14 protein-coding genes are annotated in these 18,773 nt (G+C 65.7%); 9 read left to right on the top strand and 5 right to left on the bottom strand.

The annotated features are described in order from the left end of the window. Positions 1–73: 73 nt before the first annotated feature. From J2R76_RS30070 to J2R76_RS30060, 3 genes are all read left to right on the top strand, one after another. Positions 74–2,287 carry a marine proteobacterial sortase target protein gene (locus tag J2R76_RS30070; RefSeq protein WP_371852198.1) on the top strand — a complete coding sequence of 738 codons (2,214 nt, stop codon included), beginning with the start codon at positions 74–76 and terminating at the stop codon, positions 2,285–2,287. Between the two features lie 227 nt (positions 2,288–2,514). Further along, on the top strand, positions 2,515–3,105 hold the full coding sequence (locus J2R76_RS30065) for a class GN sortase (protein WP_076834860.1): 591 nt from the start codon (positions 2,515–2,517) through the stop codon (positions 3,103–3,105). Between the two features lie 170 nt (positions 3,106–3,275). Then, complete coding sequence (locus J2R76_RS30060) at positions 3,276–5,498, top strand: acetate--CoA ligase family protein (protein ID WP_076834859.1); 2,223 nt, start codon at positions 3,276–3,278, stop codon at positions 5,496–5,498. A gap of 296 nt (positions 5,499–5,794) precedes the next feature. Here J2R76_RS30060 and J2R76_RS30055 read toward each other — a convergent pair whose 3' ends face one another. Further along, positions 5,795–6,556 (bottom strand): trypsin-like serine protease, encoded by a 762-nt coding sequence (locus tag J2R76_RS30055; protein ID WP_057021193.1) that lies wholly within the window; start codon positions 6,554–6,556, stop codon positions 5,795–5,797. Positions 6,557–6,690: 134 nt separating this feature from the next. Here J2R76_RS30055 and J2R76_RS30050 point away from each other — a divergent pair, with 134 nt between their 5' ends. The 4 genes from J2R76_RS30050 to J2R76_RS30035 all read left to right on the top strand — a co-directional run bounded on the left by J2R76_RS30050 (position 6,691) and on the right by J2R76_RS30035 (position 10,440). Further along, positions 6,691–7,323, top strand: coding sequence for an HAD-IA family hydrolase (locus J2R76_RS30050; protein ID WP_076834858.1), 633 nt, complete (start codon positions 6,691–6,693; stop codon positions 7,321–7,323). 306 nt (positions 7,324–7,629) lie between these two features. Further along, on the top strand, positions 7,630–7,809 hold the full coding sequence (locus J2R76_RS40870) for a hypothetical protein (protein ID WP_307720420.1): 180 nt from the start codon (positions 7,630–7,632) through the stop codon (positions 7,807–7,809). A 237-nt stretch (positions 7,810–8,046) separates the two neighbouring features. Then, complete coding sequence (locus tag J2R76_RS30040) at positions 8,047–9,057, top strand: AAA family ATPase (protein ID WP_371852197.1); 1,011 nt, start codon at positions 8,047–8,049, stop codon at positions 9,055–9,057. Positions 9,058–9,063: 6 nt separating this feature from the next. Next, on the top strand, positions 9,064–10,440 hold the full coding sequence (locus J2R76_RS30035; RefSeq protein WP_057021191.1) for a VWA domain-containing protein: 1,377 nt from the start codon (positions 9,064–9,066) through the stop codon (positions 10,438–10,440). 14 nt (positions 10,441–10,454) lie between these two features. On the opposite strand, the gene J2R76_RS30030 is transcribed toward J2R76_RS30035, so the two are convergent. After that, positions 10,455–10,982, bottom strand: coding sequence for a hypothetical protein (locus J2R76_RS30030; protein ID WP_210262845.1), 528 nt, complete (start codon positions 10,980–10,982; stop codon positions 10,455–10,457). 464 nt (positions 10,983–11,446) lie between these two features. Between J2R76_RS30030 and J2R76_RS30025 the strand changes: the two genes are divergently transcribed. Further along, a complete protein-coding gene (locus tag J2R76_RS30025) occupies positions 11,447–12,667 on the top strand; it encodes a DUF2235 domain-containing protein (protein WP_076834856.1) in 1,221 nt (406 codons plus the stop codon). A 5-nt stretch (positions 12,668–12,672) separates the two neighbouring features. Here the strand turns inward: J2R76_RS30025 and J2R76_RS30020 are convergent, their stop codons facing one another. Genes J2R76_RS30020 through J2R76_RS30010 form a run of 3 tightly spaced genes read right to left on the bottom strand, consistent with a single transcriptional unit; the run spans position 12,673 to position 16,726 of the window. Next, positions 12,673–14,898 (bottom strand): molybdopterin cofactor-binding domain-containing protein, encoded by a 2,226-nt coding sequence (locus J2R76_RS30020; RefSeq protein ID WP_076834855.1) that lies wholly within the window; start codon positions 14,896–14,898, stop codon positions 12,673–12,675. Then, entirely contained in the window at positions 14,895–15,386 is a 492-nt protein-coding gene (locus J2R76_RS30015; RefSeq protein ID WP_076834854.1) for a (2Fe-2S)-binding protein, read from the bottom strand. The genes J2R76_RS30020 and J2R76_RS30015 overlap by 4 nt, the downstream gene beginning before the upstream one ends. Further along, a complete protein-coding gene (locus J2R76_RS30010; RefSeq protein ID WP_076834853.1) occupies positions 15,383–16,726 on the bottom strand; it encodes a cytochrome c in 1,344 nt (447 codons plus the stop codon). The genes J2R76_RS30015 and J2R76_RS30010 overlap by 4 nt, the downstream gene beginning before the upstream one ends. A gap of 132 nt (positions 16,727–16,858) precedes the next feature. On the opposite strand from J2R76_RS30010, the gene recQ reads away from it, so the two are divergent. Continuing rightward, positions 16,859–18,727 (top strand): DNA helicase RecQ, encoded by a 1,869-nt coding sequence (gene recQ / locus J2R76_RS30005; protein WP_253625297.1) that lies wholly within the window; start codon positions 16,859–16,861, stop codon positions 18,725–18,727. Positions 18,728–18,773: the final 46 nt, after the last annotated feature.

Below are 18,773 nucleotides of genomic sequence, written 5' to 3'. Positions count from 1 at the left end.
TCGCTCGGGAGTGACGAAAATGACGATTTACGATGCATGTGAGAGCAGCCCGGAGATCCGCCTGTCGCGCAGGATGCGCATTGCGCTGTTCTTTCTGGTGGAAGGTGTGGCCGCGCTGGTGATCGGCTTTGCGGCCTTGTTCGTGAGTTTCGATCCGGTGTGGTCGGCCGAACTGCCGCGACAGGCGGTGCTGCGTCCATCAGATGCGCGCTCCGGCTCGCTGCTGTTCAAGACCGATGACGGCTATCGGGATGCGCTGAGGCTCGGCATTGACGTCGACCTCACCGTGTCGGGTCCGACGGTCCGCGCCCGCGTCACGCAGATCTTCCGCAACCCGACCAAGGACTGGGTGGAGGCGACCTATGTCTATCCGCTGCCGGCGGGCGGCGCGGTCGACACGCTGAAGATGGTGGTCGGCGACCACGTCGTGGTCGGCGACATCAAGGAGCGGCAGCGGGCTCGCGCCATCTATGAGCAGGCCAAGCAGAATGGCCAAAAGGCCGCGCTCACCGAACAGGAGCGGCCCAACATCTTCACCAATTCCGTTGCCAATATCGGCCCCGGCGAAACCGTGCTGGTGCAGATCGAATATCAGGAGCCGGTGCAGCAGAACGGCAGCGAGTTCTCGCTGCGGGTGCCGATGGTGGTCGGCCCGCGCTACAATCCGCGCCCGGTGGTGCAAAGCGTCGATCTCCGCGCCGACGGCAACGGCTGGGGCGCCACGTCAACCGATCCCGTGCCGGACCGCGACCGCATCTCCCCCGAAGTGCTCGACCCTGCCACAAATGCGCCGGTCAATCCGACCAACATCACGGTGCATCTGAACGCCGGCTTCGCGCTCGGCGAGGTGACGAGCCATTTCCACCAGGTCAGGATCGAGAGCCCCGACAGCACCACGCGGCTCGTCAAGCTCGCCGAAGGCCCGGTGCCGGCCGATCGTGATTTCGAGCTCACCTGGAAGCCGGCCGCCGAGAAGGCGCCGTCGGTCGGGCTATTCCGCGAGCATGTCGGCAATTCCGACTATCTGCTCGCTTTCGTCACCCCGCCGTCGGTCGAGCAGGCGCAACAGAAGCCGTTGCCGCGCGAAGTGATCTTCGTGATCGACAATTCCGGTTCGATGGGTGGCACCTCGATCATCCAGGCCAAAGCGAGCCTGACTTACGCGATCGGTCGCTTGCAGCCGACCGATCGCTTCAACGTGATCCGGTTCGACGACACCATGGACACGCTGTATCCGGCACCGGTCGCGGCAAACAACGCCAATGTCGGCAACGCGACGGCGTTCGTCAGCGCGCTGCAGGCCCGCGGCGGCACCGAGATGGTGCCGGCGATGCGCGCAGCGCTGTCCGACACCAACCATGACGACGCCAACTACGTCCGTCAGGTCGTGTTCCTGACCGACGGCGCCATCGGCAACGAGCAGCAATTGTTCGAGACCATCAGCGCGCTGCGCGGCCGCTCGCGGGTGTTCATGGTCGGCATCGGCTCGGCGCCGAACACCTATCTGATGACGCGCGCCGCCGAACTCGGCCGCGGCACCTTCACCCATATCGGCTCGGTCGAGCAGGTCGACGAGCGCATGCGCGGCCTGTTCGCCAAGCTGGAAAATCCCGCGGTGACTAGCCTCTCCGCGAAATTCTCCGAGGCGACGGCCGACCTGACACCGTCGGCACTGCCCGACGTCTATCGCGACGAGCCGCTGGTGCTGGCCGCCAAGCTCGACAAGCTGGCCGGCTCGGTCGAGATCAAGGGCCGTATCGGCGATCGCCCGTGGAGCGTGACGCTGCCGCTCGCGAATGCCGCTGAGGGCAAGGGCCTGTCGAAACTGTGGGCCCGGCGCAAGATCGCCGATGCCGAAGTGGCGCGCACCACGCGGCAGCAGAACCCCGAGGACGCCGACAAGACCATCCTCGCGCTGGCGCTGGAGCATCAGCTCGTCACGCGGCTGACCAGCCTTGTCGCGGTCGACAAGACGCCGAGCCGCCCGGAAGGCGAGCCGCTGAAGTTGAGCGAACTCCCGCTCAACCTGCCCGCCGGCTGGGATTTCGCGAAGCTGTTCGGCGAGCGTCCGAGTCTGCCGGCCGTCCCGGGCGAGCGGCGCGCCGGCGACGGCAACCTGCAGCTCGCTGCGCTGAAGCGGTCACCGGTCGCCACGCAAGGTCCCGGCACGATCCAGCTGCCGAAGACCGCGACCGATGCGGAGCTGAAGATGATCGCGGGCGTGATCCTGCTCACGGTGAGCATTCTCCTCCTGGTGTTCAACCGGCGTCAGACGTCGCCCCAATGACGTCGGATGAAAGGAGGAGGTGCCCCCCAACCTCCTCCTTCAAGAGCGCGCGCGGCGTTCCCACCCGTCCCCCAGGGGCCGCGCGCGCAACTTTTTTTCCAACCCGCAATGTCATTCCGGGGCGACGCGCAGCATCGAACTATGGTGCGCGCTTGCGCGCCTGAGAATCTCGAGATTCCGGGTCTGGTCCTTCGGACCATCCCGGAATGACAGCAACAGGCGCAACAATGCCCCGCTTCATCCCATCCCTCGCCTTCGCCCTCATCGGCCTGATCCTGTTCGGCCAGGGCGCCTATATCCACGCCAAGGCGCTGCTCGCACAGGTGCTGCTGGAGCGCGCCTTCACACAAAGCATCGCGACCGGCCAGCCGGTGAGGCCGTGGAGCTGGGCCGATACCTGGCCAGTGGCGCGGATCGAGGTGAAGCGTCTGCACGCCTCCGCGATCGTGCTTGCCGGCAGCAGCGGCCAGGCGCTGGCGTTCGGCCCCGGCCATGTCGAACAGACAGTCGATGCCGGCGAGCGGGGCGTCGCGGTCTATTCCGCTCACCGCGACACGCATTTTCGCTTTCTGAGGGATGTCACAATCGGTGACGAGATCGACGTCACGCGAAGCGACGGCAAGACGTTTCGCTATCGGGCCGATCGCAGTTCGGTGGTCCGCTTCGATCAATCGGGGATCGATCCGCTCACCGACCGTCGTGAACTGGTGCTGTCGACCTGCTGGCCGTTCGATGCGCTGACATCGGGGCCCGAGCGTTATCTGTTGCACGCGACTTTGGTCGAAACGGATTCGCGCCCGCGCGGATCGGGTTCCTGATACGCAATCAATTTTGCGCCTGCCGGGATATTGCGCGCGGTGCCCTGACCTGCGCCGGCATGAGTTGCTACCCCCTTTCCCTCGCCATAAAAACAATGAAAAATCGCGCGCCTCACGGTGATCCGCCGTGGCCAGAGGAAACAAAGACAACAAGGATAAGGGCAGGCTCCATGGAAGCTTTCGCAAGCACCGCGTCTCATGTGTCCCACGAATGGGCGCCGCCCGCTGACGCCAGTGATATCGTCAAGAGCATCCACGCGATGCTGCATCCGCGCAACATCGTGCTGGTCGGTGCCACCGACAAGCCCGGCAATTACGCCGAACGGATCTGGAACAATCTGGTCAAATACGGATATGCCGGCGGCCTCTATCCGATCAACGCCAAGCGCGAAGCGATCTGGGGCGTAACCTGCTACAAGGACTTCGCTAGCCTTCCCGAAAAACCCGACCATGTGCTGGTGCTGGTGCCGGCCCGGTTTGCCGTGCAGGTGATCCGCGATGCGGCCGCGGCCGGCGCACGCTCGGCGACCATCGTCACCTCGGGCTTCAGCGAGCTGCAGGATGAGGAAAGCCAGCGGCTTGCGGTCGAGCTGAAGCAGGCGATCAAGGAGACCGGGCTTGCGGTCACCGGTCCGAATTGCCTCGGCAATCTCAGCGCCGGCGAGAACCTGTTCACCAATATCGACGACCGCATCGTCACCATGGAGCAGGGCGCGGTGGCGATCGCCGGCCAATCCGGCGCGATCGTGATGGCGATCCGCCAGGCGCTGGAGGATCGTGGGGTCGGCGTCGGCTACATGGTCACGACTGGCAATGAATCCGGCCTCGAGACCCCGGACCTGATGAGCTATTTCGCCGCCGATCCGAGCATCCGTGTCATCGTGGTCTATCTCGAAGGCGTCAGGAACACGAAGGTATTCCGCGATGCCTGCAAGGCCGCGCGCGCCGCCGGCAAGCCGGTGATCGCGCTCAAGCTCGGCGCCTCCGAAGGCGGCCGCGCGGCGGCGATGGCGCATACCGGCGCGCTCGCCGGCTCGATCGAGACCTTCGATGCGATCTCGACCCGCGAAGGCGTGATCCGGGTGCGTGGGCTGGATGAACTGATCGAAACCACCGAGTGCTTCGTGCATGCCGATCCGCCGAAGGGCAATCGCCTCGCGGCGGTGTCGCTGTCGGGCGGCAAGCGCGGCCTCCTGATCGACGCGTTCTATTCCGCCGGGCTGAACTTCGCGCCGCTGAGCCCGAACGCATCGGAGCAGCTGGCGAAGATGCTCGGCCCCGGCAGCATTGTCGGCAATCCGCTCGACGCTGGCTTTGCCGCGGTGGTCGATCCCTCCGTCTACATGAAGTCGATCAAGATCATGATCGACGATCCCGACACCGATATCGTCATCATCGATGCCGAGCTGCCGAAGGCGCCGCACGAGCTGCGCGAGCGCAATCTGCGCATCGTCAACGAGATGGCGGGCCGGGCCAACAAGCCGGTGATCTATATCAGCGCGATGTCGATCGGCTTCACCGAATTTACCAAGGGGCTGCGCAAATCGCTGCCCGATATCGCGGTCATGCAGGGCCTCGACCGCGCGGTCGGCGCGATCAAATCGCTGATCGAATATGCCGGCCTGCGCAAGGAGGTGCCCGATATCGCGTCGAGCTCGAAGGCATCGGCGCGCGCGGTGCTGGAGAAGACGCTGAAGGCCGCCAACGGCGCCGCCGCGCTCGACGAGGTCGCCTCGAAGAAGCTGCTCAAGGCCTACGGCATCCCGATCTCAAAGGAAGAGGTTGCGCAGACCGCGGCCGAGGCCGTGAAGATCGCCAAGCAGATCGGCTTCCCGGTGGTCGCCAAGGTGGTCAGCCCCGACATCCTGCACAAATCCGATATCGGCGGCGTGGTGCTGAATCTCGCCAATGCGGCCGAGGTGAAGAAAGCCTTCAACGACATCACCGCGCGAGTGAAGAAGCTGAAGGGCAAGCCGAAACTCGAGGGCATCCTGATCGCGCAACAGGTCAAGGCCGACCTCGAGCTCGTGGTCGGCGCCTCGCTCGACGCCGAGATGGGCCCCGTCGCGCTGTTCGGCACCGGCGGCGTCGATATCGAGCTGATGAAGGACGTCGCGCTCGCCGGCGCGCCGCTCGACGCCGCCGAGGCGAAGGAGCTGATCGCCAGGACCAAGGCCGGGGTCAAGATGAAGGGCTATCGCGGCAAGCCCGCGCTGCACGAGCCGTCGGCAGTGAAGGCGCTGGTCGGGCTCTCCAACCTGATGGCCGACGCCAATGGCCGCATTGCCTCGATCGACGTCAACCCGTTCCTGATCAACAGCAAGCTCGGCGTCGCCGTCGACGGCCTGATCGTGCTGAACAACGCCGCCGCGAACAAGGCCGCGGGGCATTAGGGTTCGATACTCGCTTTTTCCTTCCCCGTCATCCTGAGGTGCGAGCGGAGCGAGCCTCGAAGGATGCACGGCCCGGCTGGTGGCCGTCGATCCTTCGAGACGCCGCTTCGCGGCTCCTCCAGCGACAAAGGCGAAGCCTTTGCGCGGGGATGACGGAACTCTGAGCCCGTCAGCGCTTCGACCGCCACCGCGCGCTAGAGCTTTTCCCGTTCCGATGGAATCGGAACGGGGCTCTAGATTCTTGTTTTGACGCGTTTTCTTCACGCGAACCGGTATCCACTTCGCTCGAAAACGCTCTAAAAGCTCGCGCCCCATTGCCGCGCGGTCTGCATCACCCAGTCGCGATAGAGTGTCAGCGGCGTCACGCCGGTGATGCCGCCGCAGCCGGCGGCGCCGTTCGGTCCCGTCGACCAACTCACCACGCCGACGATTGCGGGACCGCCCTGCTTGTCCTCGAACACCGGCGCGCCGGAATCGCCGGTGCAGGCCCCGAGCCCGTCGCGCACGCCCTGCCCGACCGGATCGACGAGACGGATCTGCAACGTGCCGGGCTTGCCGCTCGCGATCAGGCCGGCGACGCGGGTGGCGCCGCCGCTCTTGCCGTCACCACGCACGGTGACGCCGACGCCCGCGATGGTGAAGCGGCCGCCGACCTGGATCGGAATGTTTGGCATGCCGAGCGCGGCCGGCGCCTTGCCTGCGGCCGGCGCCGCGAGCTGCAGCAGCGCGACATCGGCGGTCGCGACATGATTGGTCATCGCCTGCATCCGAAAGCCGGGATGGATCGCAACCGTCCTGACGTCCTGTAGCTTCGGCTGCCTGTCCGCGCCATATTCGACAATCTTGTAATCGGCACCGGGCTGCACGCAATGCGCCGCGGTCAGCACGACCTTCGGCGCGATCAGCGCACCGGTGCAGAAATTGCCGCGCGAGCCAACGATCGTGACGACGGAGCGCGCAACGCCATCCGTCGACGGCGCGCCGCCGCCGACGATGGCGAAAGCCGGAGGGCAGACCAGCGACACGAGAACGGCGAGGATCAGGCGGGATGTCTTCATCGGCGAAGCAATAGCCCGCTCCGCGCGGGTCGCCAAGCACCGAACGAGCATCGAACAAGCGCCGGATCGGGCTGGTCCCGGTCTGCGATCCGTGTTAGCCGCTCCTCAAGCAACGCATCATTGGGCAGGAAAGCATGATCGAGGCAGTGATCTGGGATTTCGGCGGCGTGTTGACCACCTCGCCGTTCGAGGCGTTCGCGCGCTATGAGACCGAGCGCGGCCTGCCGATCGACATCATCCGCCGCACCAACGCCGCCAATCATCTCGAGAACGCCTGGGCCAAGTTCGAGCGCGCCGAGATCGATATCGACGCGTTCGACGCGCTGTTCGCCACGGAATCGAAGGCGCTCGGCGCCGAGGTGCGCGGCAAGGACGTGCTGCCGCTGCTCTCGGGCGACCTGCGCCCCGAGATGGTCGAGGCGCTGAAGCGCATCAAGGCGAAATTCAAGACCGGCTGCATCACCAACAACCTGCCGGCGAACGCGATCGGCAGCCGCGGCGGACGCACGCTCTACGTCGCCGAGGTGATGGCGCTGTTCGATCACGTCATCGAGTCCGCGAAGATCGGCCTGCGCAAGCCCGACCCACGGATCTACCAGATGATGGTGGAGACGCTGCAGGTGAACCCGAAGAACTGCGTCTATCTCGACGATCTCGGCGTCAATTTGAAGCCGGCGCGCGAGATGGGCATGACCACGATCAAGGTCGCGAATGCCGCGCAGGCGATCGGCGAGCTTGAAGCCGCGACCGGCCTCACGCTGAGGTGAAGCGGGCTACGCGCCTGTTCATGCCGCATTCACGCGGCGGCTTCTAATTGTCGGCCTCCCCTCGGGTCACGGCGCGATCGCATCGTGACCCCTTTCCTGCTCTGAGCATGACGTTCCGGAAAACCGACGTCCACTTCTCCGGATCATGCCTCGCGGAGGCACTTCCCATGAAACGTCTTGTCGTCGCCCTTGTCTCCGCTGGTTCGCTGCTGATCCCGGTCGCAGCGCTCGCGCAGACAAACACCAGCCCCCACAACAGCGCCGGTGGCAGCTCCCGCGCAACAGAGCGCGTCGACGGCGGCGCCCGTGCCCGGCGCGAAGCGCGCGGCCTGCCAGAGCGCGGCGAAGGCGCTGAAGGGTCAGGAGCGGCACGACCAGATGCAGCTCTGCATGGCGCAGGCGCGGCTCGACTGCCTGAAGCAGGCCATCGACCAAAAGATCACGGGCCCGCAGCGCAAGGATTTCGTGAAGAGCTGCGCGGGTTGACGGTAGCCGGGCTACGAGATTCTTCTCCTTCCCCCTGAAAGGGGGAAGGTCGGGATGGGGGTCAGCCGCAGACGCCGGCGTTGATGGAGAGAGTAGATCCCCACCCGCTTTGCTCTGGCGAGCAAAGCGACCTCCTCTTTTCAAGGGGAGGTTCGAACTACACGCTAACAAGCGTAGCCCGTATTGCGTTTGGCGGAAATACCCGGAACCATGCGCTATGCGGGCCAAACGAGCCTTGTGCTTTGTCCGCAACGGGCGCAGAACAGGTCCGAGTTCAAGGCAAATTCGGAGCTGATCCTCGTGGCTGACACCAGGCCCACCGCCTCGATCGAGGCCGTGGAAAGCGGCCTCGCCGCGCAAGGCTATATTGCGAGCCGGCAGATCGCGACCGCGGTCTATCTGTCGCAGCAGATCGAGAAGCCGATCCTGGTCGAGGGCCCTGCCGGCGTCGGCAAGACCGAGCTGGCGAAGGCGATCGCCGCATGGCGCGGCATGAAGATGATCCGCCTGCAATGCTATGAGGGCCTCGACGAGGCCAAGGCGCTGTATGAGTGGAAATACGCCAAGCAGCTGCTCTACACCCAGATCCTGAAGGACAAGCTCGGCGAGGTGCTCGGCGGCGCGCAGTCGCTGGCGGCTGCGCTCGACCAGCTCCACACCTTCGGCGATGTGTTCTTTTCCAAGGAGTTCGTCGAGCCGCGGCCGCTGTTGCAGGCGCTGGAGCAGCCGGCCGGCTGCGTGCTCCTGATCGACGAGATCGACAAGTCGGATGCCGAATTCGAATCGCTGCTGCTGGAAATCCTCTCGGACTTCCAGGTCACGATCCCCGAGCTCGGGACCGTCTCCGCAGTGGCGCCGCCGACCGTGATCCTGACCTCGAACAGCGAGCGCGATCTTGGCGATGCCTTGAAGCGGCGTTGTCTGCATCTGCACATTGGCTTCCCCGAACAGAAGCTGGAGGAGCGCATCGTCGAGAGCCGGGTGCCCGGCATCTCGCAGACGCTGCGCAAGCAGATGGTCGGCTTCATCCACGAGATCCGCTCGCTCGACCTGAAGAAGCTGCCCTCGGTCAGCGAGGCGATCGACTGGGCGCGCGTGCTGGTGCTGCTGCAGGCCAGCGAGCTCGACCACGAGATCGTCAAGGACACGCTCAACGTGCTCCTGAAATACGAGGCCGATATCGAGGCCGCGACACCGCAGATTTCGTCCTTCATCGCCAAGGCGTCGCGCCAGGGCGTGTTCAGCTAAACCAAGATGCGCGAGAACCTGCATCGCTTCTTTCGTGCGGCGCGGGGAGCCGGGGTCCGGGTCTCGCCCGCCGAAAGCATCGATGCGATGCGGGCGGTCGCCCAGGTCGGCTTTGCCGATCGCGACATCCTGCGCGACACCTTCCTGCTGACGCTGGCCAAGACCCAGGACGAGAAGCGCGCGCTCGGCGAATGCTTCGACCTGTTCTTCAGCCAGCCCGAGCCGCAGCAGGAGAACGCCGAGCAGAGCAAGACCGACGACGGCAGCGAATCCGGTGCCAACCCATCGGCCGACGAGCATGGCGATGCGTCGGGCGGCGCCGCCAGCGAGAACGTCGGGCCGCTGGCGCAGATGCTGCTGTCGCAGGATCGCTCCGCGATATCGAGCGCGATCGCCAACGCCTCCGGCGCCGCCTCGCTGCCGGATATCCGCTACTTCACCCAGCGCGGCATCTTCCAGACCCGCATCCTCGATGCGATGGGGATCCAGCGCCTGCGCGACGACATCGACGACCAGACCACGCGCAATCCCGCGCTCGCCGAACGGCTGCAGGAGGCGCTCAACGGCTTGCGCGGCACCGTTCGCGATGCGGTCTCGCAGGCCCTGCTGCTCTACGGGCGCGAGGAAGCGGAGAATCTGCGCAACGAGATCCTGCGCAACGCGCCGCTGGCGCGGATCGAGCCGCGGCAGGTCGAGCAGATGCGCGCGCTGATCCGCCAGATCGCGCGCCGGCTGCGCGAGCGCTATTCCAAGCCGCGCAAGCGCCAGCGCCGCGGTCATCTCGACGTCCGCCGCACGCTACGCCGCAACGCAGCCTGGGGCGGCGTCCCCTTCCTCACAGCGTGGAAGCGCAAGCATCGCGACCGGCCGAAGATCGTCGCGCTATGCGACGTCTCGGGCTCGGTCGCCCGCGTCTCGGACTTCTTCCTGCTCCTGATCCACAGCCTGCACGAAGTGGTGGACGACGTCCGCTCGTTCGCCTTCTCGGGCCACCTGATCGAGGTCAGCGACATCCTGGAATCGAAATCGCCGGAAGAGGCGATGAAGGAGATCATGTCCAAGGTCGGCTTCGGCTCATCCGATTATGGCAATTCCTTCGCCGATTTCGAGGACAATTGGATGAGCGCGATCACGCCGCAGACCACGGTGATCGTGCTCGGCGACGCCCGCAGCAACAACCTCGATCCGCGCGCCGACATCCTGCGCCGGATCGGCGAGCGCTCCAAACGGCTGGTCTGGCTCAATCCCGAGGGCCGCATGGTCTGGGGTTTTGGCGATTCCGAGATGCCGCGCTACGCGACCTTCTGCAGCGTGTTGCGGCAGTGCGCGACCGCGCAGCAGCTCGAGCGTGCCGTGTCGGATATCGTCGCGACCTATCAATAGGCCGCCCGCCGCACTTAGATGGCAAGCGACTCGCCGTGGAACAGCCACCCGACGAACGCAGCCAATGTCAGAGCGATCGAGGCGAAGATGCCGACCAGCTTGATCGTCGTGATCGCCTTCAGGATCGAGACAGACCGCGCCGCCGCATGCGGGTCGCCGTGCAGCAGCAGCCATACCAGGAGACAATCCTCGATCAGGTCGCTGAGCAGGTACACCGCCGGCACGACCAGGCCGAGCCACGCAGCGGACGGGTAGATCCGGCTGAGCCAGTGCGATGACGCCGCCCCCATCGCACCCGCCAGCGCCAGCATGACGATCAGGTCGAGCGGAAACAGGATCGGAAAGACATATTTCATCCGCAGATCGGACTGCACCAGCTCGCCGAGCTGGTCGCCGGTGTAGCTCAGCGTCTTCTCCGGAAAGCGGGTGCGGAACCTGCTTGCGAACACGCGATCGGAATAGCTGCCGACCCACCAGAACAGCCCGAACGCCACCACCACAAGTCCCAAGAGAATGGCCGTCACGAGAGCTTGAGGGCTCATGCCGACCTGTTCCTGTTGCTGCTGAGGAAGCTGCGGGAAGCCGCAGGAAAGATGATCGCGTGCACCGCGGAGTCCCTGAAAGGGAGAAAATGTCGACGCATATAGCAATGATCGACGAGCAGATTTCCATCTTTTCCGAAGTGTTGCAATTGAATTTTGAGAGCGCCATTGGCGGCTGGCCCAAAGCATCGCGAACGCAATTGGGTCTCTCACGGACACTCCGTCACGGCCGGGCATCGGCGAGCTGAAGCGATGCCGTCCTTGGCGCAGCTTTGGCCGGCTGTGGCGAGATTGAATTCGAAAGCCAACGGCAGGCAACGCCGGCGCGCATCGCGCTTCGCTACCCGGCACCACCGGCGGTCACGCCGCCGCCACAGAACCGTCTTCAATTGGAGATTGAATTTTCACCGCATTCTGCCGTACATAGAGGCTGCGAATTTTCACGGCGGCCGCGAGGGCAACGGATGCCGAAGGATATTGTGATTTGCTGCGACGGCACCGGCAACGAGATCGGTGACAATATTTCCAACGTGCTGAAGCTGTTCCGCGTCGCCGACAAGAATGACCGGCAGCGAATCTACTATCATCCCGGCCTCGGCACCATCGGCCTGCAAAACGCCTGGGGCCGCTTCAAGCAGCAGATGCGCGGCTTGTTCGGGCTGGCCTTCGGCGCCGGTCTCGACCAGGACACGCTCGGCGCCTACCTGTTCCTGTGCCGAACCTGGGAGCCCGGTGACCGGGTCTGGATGTTCGGCTTCAGCCGCGGTGCCTACACGGTGCGCGTGCTCGCGGCCTTCGTCCATGTGATGGGCCTGCTGCCCGTCGACCAGCTCGACCTCGCGAGCTACGCCTTCGGCACCTACAAGAAAGCCAGCTCCGACGCCCAGAAGTCCGACGGCTCGTTCGACTATGCTCCGTTGAAGGAGGCCTGGCATTTCAGCCAGATTGCCGGCGGCCGCAACATCGATATCGAGTTCGTCGGGGTCTGGGACACCGTGGCCTCGATCATCGTGCCGCGACAGGACAATTTCCTGTTCGACTTGCAGACGCTGCTGTTCACCCGCACCAATTCCAGCGTCAAACGGTTCCGCCAGGCGATCTCGATCGACGAGCGCAGGCGCATGTTCCGACTCAATCGCTGGATCGAGCCGCAGAAATTTCGCTCGGATCCATTCGATCCGGCAACGGAGTTGGAGCAGGACATCCGCCAGGTCTGGTTTGCCGGCGTGCACTCCGACGTCGGCGGCGGCTATCCGGAAGACCAGAGCGGGCCGTCGAAGTTTCCGCTGATCTGGATGCTCGAGCAGGCCAAGGCAGCCGGGCTGCACATGGATCAGGCGCTGATCGATCATCTCGCCTGGGGGATGCCGTTGCCGCCGCACAAGCACGAATATGTGCCGCCGAGCGCGACCGCTCCGCTGCACAATTCGCTGACCGCCGCCTGGGAAATCCTGGAATGGATTCCGAAGAGCGACAAATGGAAGGAATGGTCGGAGCGGAAATCCTTCCTCGGCTTCTATCTGCCGCGCGGCGAGCCGCGGCCGATTGCGGACGGCGCGACCATCCATGCCTCGGTGTTGGAGCGCATGGAGAAGGATCCGGCCTACAAGCCGATCAATATGCCGATGACCTACAACGTCGAGCCGATGACGCCGCCCCCGGCTCCCCCCGCTGCAACGGCTTGACCGCATTACGCGTCGATCGCGTCCTTGATCCGTTTGCGGCTGAGCGGCAGCTCGCGCAGCCGCTTGCCGGTTGCATGCGCGATGGCATTGGCGAGCGAGGCGGCGGCCGGGCCCTGCCCGGTCTCGCCGCTGCCGAGGAACGGCTGGCCGGGGCGGTTGATGATGTGGACGGCGATACTGTCGGGCACCGCATTGAAGCGCAGGATCGGGTAGGTCTGCCAGTCGATGCTGGTGATCCTTGTCTCGTCGAAGGTGACGCTTTCATAGAGCGTCCAGCTGGTCGACTGCACGATCGCGCCCTCGATCTGGTTGGTGATGCCGTCCGGATTGACGACCTGGCCGGCGTCGACGGCGGCGACCGCGCGCACCAGCCGGGCCCGCCCGGTTTCGCGATCGACCTCGACCTCGGATGCAATGGCGCAATAGGCGGCGAGATTCTTGTAGCGCGCGAAAGCGAAGCCGTAGCCGCGATTTCGCGGCGGCTGCTGTCCGCGCGTCCAGCCGAATTCCTCCGCGGCCTTCTCGACCACCGCGCGGCCCCGCTGATCGTCGAGATGCCTGAGCCGAAACTCGACCGGATCGGCGCCGGCGAGAGCGGCCAGTTCATCCATGAAGCTCTCGGTCGAGAACACGTTGTGATAGGCGCCGAGCGCGCGCATCGCGGAGATCCGCAGCGGCATCGCGGGGATGAAGTGATGCATCACATGCGCGTTCGGAAAATTGTAGATCGGAATCGCGTTGCGATCGCCGCCACCTTCCGGCAACGGCAACGGCTTTGGTGCGGGCACCGCGAATGATCGCGCCATGTGCTGGGCCGCAAGCAGCGCGCCGGCGCCGCCCGGCCGCATCGAATGGGTGTTGCTCCACACCGCGAAATTCCAGTCGGCGATCTTGCCGTCGGCCGTGAGTGACGCGCTCAATTTTGTCACCATCGCCGGACCATACGGCTCCCAGCCGTGCTCCTGCTCGCGCATCCACTGCACCCGAATTGGGCGCCCTGGCAGCACCCGGGCGATCAGCGCGGCGTCGGCCGCGGCATCGTCGGCGCCATTGTGGCCGTAACAGCCGGAGCCTTCGACATGGATCAGGCGGACGCTGGCGGGCGTCATGCCGAGCATCTCGGCGATCGCCTGCCGGTCGGGATAGACGCCCTGCGTGTGCGTCCACACCGTTATCGCGCCGTCGACGAATTGCGCGACCGCGCAGGACGGCCCGATCGAGCCGTGCGACTGGTAAGGCCGCGCATAGGTCGCTTCGAGCGACCGCGCGCCGCTCACCGTGGGATCGCTACGCTGCAAGATCGCGAAATCCTGAGAGGGCAGCGTGGTCAGCACGTTGGCCAGATCGTGCTGGTTCGGCAGTTTCGCGCTCTCCCGCCACTTCGCCGCGGCGGCCAGCGCGTGCATGGCCTTGACCGCCGAAAATTCCTTCTCCGCCACCACGGCCAGGAAGTTGCCGTCGCGCACGATTTGAATCACGCCGGGCATTTTCTCGATCGCGGCCGTGTCGCATTCCACGAGCTGCGCGCCGTAGCTCGGCGGGCGCACCACGCGCGCATGCACCATGCCGGGAAGCCGCATGTCCTGCACATAGGCGGCGCCGCCCGTGACCTTGGCCGGAATATCGACGCGTGGCACCGGCTGGCCCATCACCTTGAAGCTCGCCGGATCCTTCAGGCTCGATGTCGGTTGCGCCTGGACGTGCAACATGTCCGCGGCGACAAGCTCGCCATAGCCCAGACGCCGGCCATCGGGAGCGATGACGGCCGCATTCTCGGTTCGCAAGCCGTCGGGCGGCAAGCCGAAACGCTTTGCCGCCTCGGCCACCAGCAACATGCGCGCCTGCGCCGCGGCATGCAGGATCGCCGTGCCGCTGTCCTGCATCGAATGACTGCCGGACGTGTAGCCCTCGTTCGCCGTGAGTTTGGTGTCGGCGGTGATCACCTTCAGCGCATCGAAGGGAATATCGAGCTGCTCGGCCGCAATCTGCTGGAACGCGGTGCGGAATCCCTGGCCGAGTTCGGCCTTGCCCGTGAAGGCCGTGACCTGGCCATTGGCATCGATACGGATCCAGGAATCCAGATTGGGCGTTTTGGCCAGGCTGCCCGGCAACGCCGGGCCCTGCGCAGCCTTCTGCTCCTGCGCCACCGCATGGCGCAGCGAGAAGCTGACAATCAGCGCACCGCCGCCGGCCAGCACGCTGCGGCGATCGAGAATTACCGGCGCGGTCATCGGACGCTCCTGTCGCTTGCGGCGTCGGCCGTATCCATCAACCTGGCGGCGCGGTGCACCGCGCGCAGGATGCGCATATGGGTGCCGCAGCGGCAGAGATTGGGCTCCAGCTCGGCGCGGATCTGCGCATCCGATGGCTTCGGGTTGCGCATCAGCAGCGCCTGCGCGCGCATCATCATCCCGGCGATGCAGTAGCCACACTGCGCCGCCTGCTCCTCCATGAAGGCGCGCTGGATCGGCGCCGGCGCGGCCACGGTGCCGAGCCCTTCGAGCGTCGTCACCTGCTTGCCCTCGACCAGGACCAGCGGCGTGACGCAGGACAGCACCGCCTTGCCGTCGACGATCACCGTGCAGGAGCCACATTGCCCGAGCCCGCAGCCGAACTTGGCGGCATTGAGCGCCAGATCATTGCGCAGCACATAGAGCAACGGCGTATCCGGCTCCGCATCGACCTGATGATCCCTGCCATTGACCTTCAATGTCATCATGGCTTGCCTCGCTGTCTGGATTCCGCTGGCGTGTCGCGCGCCGCAAGCGACGTGGCCTGCACCGCCCGCGCATCGCGCACCGCCTTGTCGAGATTGGCCCACGCCGGCCGCTTGCCGAACCGTTCGCGCAGATAGGCCGTGAGCGCGACCATCTGCGTATCATCGATGCTGCTGGCGAAGCCCGGCATGATCGGGCTGCGCTCGCCTTCGACGGCGCCGACGCCCGACAGCACGATATTGAGGAGATTGCGCGGGTCGGGGCTTGCGATCGCCGTGCTGAGCGCGAGATTGACGCCGCCATAGGGCAGCGTCCGGCTACCCTCATGGCAGGAGCCGCACGCCGCGGCATAGATCGCCGCGCCGGCCGCATGGGTCTGTGCCGCATCATCGGAAGACGATTGTGCGACGACGTCGGCCGGCCGCTTGCGATCCGGCGCCGGCGTGCCCGAGATATCGGCCATGTACACGGCGATGGCCCGCACGTCGCTGTCGGGCACCGTCGCCAGATTGCCGACCACTTCAGCCATCGGCCCGCGCGCGGTGCCATGATCGGCCTGCCAGCCGTGGCGCAAATAGGCGTAGAGCGCGTCGGCGGTCCACCGCACCGGGGCGTGCGAGGTGTCGTTCAGCGCGTAGGCGTGCCAATTGTCGACCTCGCCGCCGGCGAACTGCGCATTCAGCCGCTCGGCGCCGAGCGCGTTGCGCGGCGTGTGGCAGGCGCCGCAATGCGCGAGCCCCTCCACCAGATAGGCGCCGCGGTTCCATTCCGCGCCCTTCGCCGAGTCCTGAGGGGCATCGCCGCTGCGCAGATACAGCAGCTTCCACCCTGCAATCAGCGGTCGATAGTTGAGCGGGAACGAAAGCTGATTCGCCGGCGGCGACGCGTGGACCGGCTGCCGCGTCATCAGGAACGCATACAGTGCCCGGTCGTCCGCATCCGAGACGTTGGTGAAATGGTCATAAGGAAAGGTCGGGTAGAGATGCTGGCCATCGCGCGCCACGCCCGAGCGCATCGCGCGGACGAACGCCTCCTCCGGCCAGCGCCCGATGCCGGTTTCGGCATCCGGCGTGATGTTGGATGAGAAGACGATGCCGAACGGCGTTGGAACCGGGAGCCCGCCGGCATAAGTCGCGCCGCCCTGCACGGTGTGGCAGGTGTTGCAATTGCCGATCGCGGCGAGTTCGCGGCCGCGTTTGACCACATCAGGGTCGAAGGTATCGGCCCGCGGCGGCGCAATCGCGGCAATCTGCGGCCGCCAGGCGACGGCAAAGGCTGCCGCCGCGCCCGCGACCAGCACGATCGCGGCAATGCCTGTGATGATCCGCAGCTGACCAGTCATGCTGAATTGAGTTTGTTGTTGGGACGTGTATTAACACCTTTCATTCCGGTATCGTTCGGCCAGAAGACCTCGATCACCGCCTGTTGACCTCAAGGAATCCTGGAAAATCCCAAAGGGATCGCGCAAGGGATCATGACCGCCCAGCCCGCCCTCGATCGCGCCTCCGCCCCGTCTCGCGATGCGCTGTCCGTGCTCAGTTCCGTGTTCGGCCTGTCGGGCTTCCGCGGCGCGCAGGAAAACATCATCCGTCACGTCACCGATGGCGGCAATTGCCTGGTGCTGATGCCGACCGGCGGCGGCAAGTCGCTGTGCTACCAATTGCCGTCGCTGCTGCGCGACGGCTGCGGCATCGTGGTATCACCTTTGATTGCGCTGATGCGCGACCAGGTCGCGGGCCTCACTGAAGCCGGCGTCAACGCCGCGGTGCTGAACTCGACGCTGTCCTATGAGGAAGCCTCCGAGGTCGAGCGGCGGCTGCTCGCCGGCGATCTCGACCTGCTCTATGTGGCGCCGGAGCGGCTGCTGACGCCGCGCTGCCTCAATCTGCTCGGCCAGGCGCAGATCGCGCTGTTTGCGATCGACGAGGCGCATTGCGTCTCGCAATGGGGCCATGACTTCCGCCCGGAATATATCGGCCTGTCCGCACTCGCCGAGCGCTTCCCCAAGGTGCCGCGCATCGCGCTGACCGCGACCGCGGACGCGCTGACCCGAAGGGAGATCGCCGAGCGGCTGCAGCTTACCGACGCGCCGCAATTCGTCGCGAGCTTCGACCGGCCCAATATCCGCTACGAGATCGTCGACAAGCAGAATGCGACCACGCAGCTGAAGAATTTCATCAAGGAGCGGCATGCCGGCGACGCCGGCGTGGTCTATTGCCTGTCCCGCGCCAAGGTCGAGGACGTCGCGGCGGCGCTCAGCGAGGCCGGCATTCCGGCACTGCCCTATCATGCCGGGCTCGATGCCGGCGTGCGCGCCCGGCACCAGGACCGCTTCCTCAACGAGGACGGGCTCGTGATCGTCGCCACGATCGCCTTCGGCATGGGGATCGACAAGCCCGATGTGCGCTTCGTCGCGCATCTCGATCTGCCGAAGAGCATCGAAGCCTACTACCAGGAGACCGGGCGTGCCGGCCGCAACGGCAAGCCGTCGGCGGCATGGATGGCCTACGGCCTGTCCGACATCGTGCAGCAGCGCCGCATGATCGATGAATCGACCGGCTCCGACGCCTTCAAGCGCGTCTCGGTCGGCAAGCTCGACGCGCTGGTTGCGCTGGCTGAAACGGTGCATTGCCGCCGGCAGCGCTTGCTCGGCTATTTCGGCGAGACCCGCGCGGAGGATAGCTGCGGCAATTGCGACAACTGCCTGACGCCGCCGCGCGTCCGCGACGGCAAGGTGCTTGCACAAAAGCTGCTGTCCTGCGTCTACCGCACCGGCCAACGTTTCGGCGCCATGCACCTGATCGACGTGCTGGTCGGGCGGCTGACCGAACGGGTCAAGCAGTTCAACCACGACCAGCTGTCGGTGTTCGGCATCGGCCGCGAGCTCAACGAGAAGCAATGGCGCGCGGTGCTGCGCCAGCTGGTGGCGATGGGCCATCTGCGCGCCGACAGCGATGCCTTCGGCGCGCTTGTTCTGACCGACAGCGCCCGCGGCGTGCTGAAGGGCGAGACCGCGGTGATGCTGCGTGAGCAGCCGGAGGGCGCGCGCAACCGCGCGGTCCGCGGCAAGTCGCGCCGCGGCGAGCTTGTGCCCGCGGCCGACAGCCCGGGTGGCGCCGCAAATCCCGCGTTGCATGCGGCGTTGCGCGCCTGGCGCTCGGATGTCGCGCGCCAGCGCGGCGTGCCGGCCTATGTCGTGCTGCACGATTCCACCATCGACGGCATCGCCGCGATGCGGCCGGACACGCTCAGCGAGCTGCGCAACATCGCAGGGATCGGCGACAAGAAGCTCGAGCACTACGGCGACGAGCTGATCCGGATCGTGAAGACGACAGGAGCGTGACCGGTCCTCTCTACGCCGAAGCGACGACAGTCGCTTTGGCCGGCGC

It is taken from the genome of Bradyrhizobium sp. USDA 4532, assembly GCF_024171315.1.
Lineage (GTDB): Bacteria > Pseudomonadota > Alphaproteobacteria > Rhizobiales > Xanthobacteraceae > Bradyrhizobium > Bradyrhizobium australafricanum.
The sequence above is the reverse complement of the archived record's forward strand: the minus strand, read 5'-3'. Positions and strand labels throughout refer to the sequence as shown.